The organism is Kitasatospora sp. NPDC024654, assembly GCF_055559155.1.
Genome location: NZ_JBVHLF010000219.1, coordinates 1 through 3,010, shown reverse-complemented (window position 1 = coordinate 3,010; position 3,010 = coordinate 1). Strand labels below are relative to the sequence as shown.

Genomic DNA, 3,010 nt, shown 5'->3' with positions numbered 1-3,010 from the left:
CCTCGCTCACGCTTGCCCTCAACCGGCCGGAACCACCCGAAAAGCAACCCCCCGCGGGACTTGACCAGCCCCACCCCTTCAGGGATGACCTGCGGCGACATGCGAAACTCACCGGGTCCGAGGCGAAACTCACCGGGTCGGGCAGGCAAACTCACCGGCAGCCCCGGGGCGAAACTCACCGCCCGGGGCGAAACTCCCCACCGCAGGTCAGCAGGGGTGCCCAAACTCCCCACCGCAGGTCAGCGACCTGCCGGGTGGGTGAGGCCGGGTCAGGACCGGCGCCACCATGCACCGCGCCGCTTCGCCTCGGCGGCTGCGGCCTCGGCGGCGGCCCGCTCGCGCTCGGCGGCCTCCAGCGCCCGCTGGTCGGCCTCGGCCTGGCGGCAGCCGGCGCACAGCCCGTCGTCGCCCCAGCCCTGTTCCTTCTCCTCCCACCGCTCATCCGAGAACTTCGCCGAGCAGCGACGGCAGGCCGGACGGCGCCGTTCCCGCTCCGCCGCCTCCCGTTCCTGGCGGGCCTGCTGGGCCGCAGCCTGCTCGACGGCCAGCAGCTCGTCGCCGTCCACGTTGGCGAGCGCCTCGGTCAGGGTGTGCCAGCCATCCCGGCCGAACCGCCACCAGACCGGTCCGCCGGCCCCGTGGCGGCGCAGCAGCGGCAGGGTGGTGGCCACGACCGGCAGGGCACGGTGGTAGTTGCGGGCGTGAACGGCGTCGCCGCCGTACACGGGCGCGTGCCAGGTGTCCTCGGAGGCGGCCTCGACCGCAGTCATGCGGTTCAGCAGCCGCTCGTGGTCCCGCTTGGCCTTCTCCGCCTTCTGCTGCGGGGTGAGCCGCTTGGCTCCGGGCCGGTCGCGCTTGCGGCCGACCTCCAGCACCAGGGCGACCGGCGGCAGCCCCTCGCGGCCGGTCGGCGGGTAGACGGTCGGCCACAGCCGCAGGTCGTGCGTGCGGCCCCAGGGGCGGCGCAGCGAGGCCTCGAACGCCGCCTTCGCCGTGCCCTTGGCCGGAAGCTCGCACCAGGCCCGGTACGAGGCGAGCTTCTCCACGAGGGTGCCCCGGCCGGGAGCAGCCGGGCGGCTTCGCGGCGCCCGGCCCCGGTCAGGGTCCATAGCTTGCGGTTGTCCGGCAGGCGCAGCTCCTCGCGCGCCCTTCCGGCGGCCGCCAGGTCGACTAGGGCGTCGCGGGTCGCCTTGTCGTTCCGTTGTCCGGGGAGGACCAGATGCCAAAGCTCCCTCGCGGTGGCGCGCTGAAACAGGGCAAGCGACACCAAGACACCCTTCCTGACCGGTTCCGTCGAGTCCGCCTTCCACCGCGTCTCAGCGGCAGGGGGAAGAGGGTTGTCGCCACGGCTTCGGCCCCTTGTCCGGGGCTGCTGGCCTGCGGAAACAGGCTCAGAGGCTGCCGGGGGCACGGAGGTGCCGGCGGAGGTGGCCGTGGAGGCGGTACCGGGCCCCTTGTCCTGGGTGGGCGAGGCCTGCGCCTGCTCCGGCTGGTGGTGGTCGGCGGCCTGGTCCTCGTCGTCGGGGCCGGGCGCGGCGGGCGAGGTGGTGGTCATCGGACTGGCCTTCCGTCGGCAGGAAGCCGGATCCGGCGCGGTGGCTGGCCCGGCACCCGGACCAGCGCCCGGGTGCGGCCGACACTGCACGGCACCCCCTTGTCCGCGGCCTGACCGCACCCCTTGTCCGAACCCTTGACCAGCGTGTTGTCCCGCCCGATTTGCCCCAGTCAGGCACCTTGTCCTCCCGGAATGTCCGTGACCGACACCACAGACCGTCAGCAGGCCGCACGCGCCCAGGATCCGGCGCGCGCGGCCAGGCGCACCGCGTCACGCGGTGCGGTGCGGGACACGGTGCGCCGCGCGGCCAGGAGACCGGGTGCGGTGCGGGCGCGCGTCGACCGCACCGACACGGTGCGGTGCGGTGCGGGACGCGCGGCGCGGTGCGGCCCCGGTCCGCGCGGCCAGTGCGGTGCGCTCGGTGCGGTCGGTACGGTGCGGTCTGCGGCCGCCGCCGCGCGGCCCTTTGTCCAGGAGAAACGCGCCGCTGTCCAGGGGGAATGCGGCCCGCACCGGCGCGGCGCGGTGACGCGCGGCGGACTCTGCAGAGTCTGTCCATAGGCGCGCCGCGCGCTGCTGGGACTGTCCACCGCGCGCAGGCCGGCGCGCGGTGCGGGCACGGGCCGCATGGTGCGGTGCGGTAGCGGCGCGGCTACCGTACTGGCCTTCGCGGTGCGGTGCGGTGGTGCGGGTGCGGCCCGCGCGTGCGGTCCGCGCGCGGTGCGGTGCGGTGTGGGGCGCGGTGCGGTGCGGTGCGGGAGGCGCGCGGTGCGGGGTCTACCAGCGGGTGAGGTGTTCTCCGAGGGCGCGGCGCAGCAGGGCGAGGGCGGTGTCGGTGTCCGGGCAGCGCAGGGGTTCGCCGCTGGCGGCGTTGGCGACGAGGCTGCTGTCGATCAGGGCGGTCCAGGTGCCGCGCTGGACGTCGTACTCCTCGATCCAGCCGACGGGGTGGCCGGCCTGCTGGAGTTCCTGGACGCCCGGGTGGTCGGGCCAGGTGAGCAGGAGGAGGCCGTCGCCGAGCGGGGAGCGGTTCGGTGCGCCCAGGCCGCGGGCGGAAGGGGTGCTCCAGCCGGTGGGGCGCTTGAGGGCCAGGTGCGGCACGTCGGCCACCGCGCGCTGGGCGCGGAGCCGGTTGGTGTGGGCGTGCTGGAGGACGTCCAGGGCGTCGCCGACGGTGCGGTGGGTGCGGGCCCCGCTGGCCCGGTCGGTCAGGATTACGGCGGCCTGCTCGTCCCGGTACTCGGCGGCGATGTGCCCGGCCGCTCCCCACGGGCCGTCCGGCAGCGGTGCGGTCCACCCGATCGGCTCGCCCTGGTGGAGCAGCTGGTGGACGTCCTCGGCCTGCGGGTCGTCCCAGGAGGCCAGCAGCCAGTCCTCGCCGAACGTCAGGCTCAGGTCGTCCAGGCGGTCCGGCTCGCCGAACCGCACGGTCGGGATCGTGCACGCGCAGCGGCG

At 75.4% G+C, this 3,010-nt stretch carries 2 protein-coding genes; both read right to left on the bottom strand.

Translation table 11 applies throughout. From position 1 onward, the window contains the following. Positions 1–269: 269 nt before the first annotated feature. Positions 270–1,109, bottom strand: coding sequence for a hypothetical protein (locus tag ACZ38L_RS39060; protein ID WP_465702841.1), 840 nt, complete (start codon positions 1,107–1,109; stop codon positions 270–272). A gap of 1,223 nt (positions 1,110–2,332) precedes the next feature. After that, the coding region (locus tag ACZ38L_RS39055; protein ID WP_465702839.1) for a hypothetical protein at positions 2,333–3,010 on the bottom strand (678 nt) is incomplete at its 5' end.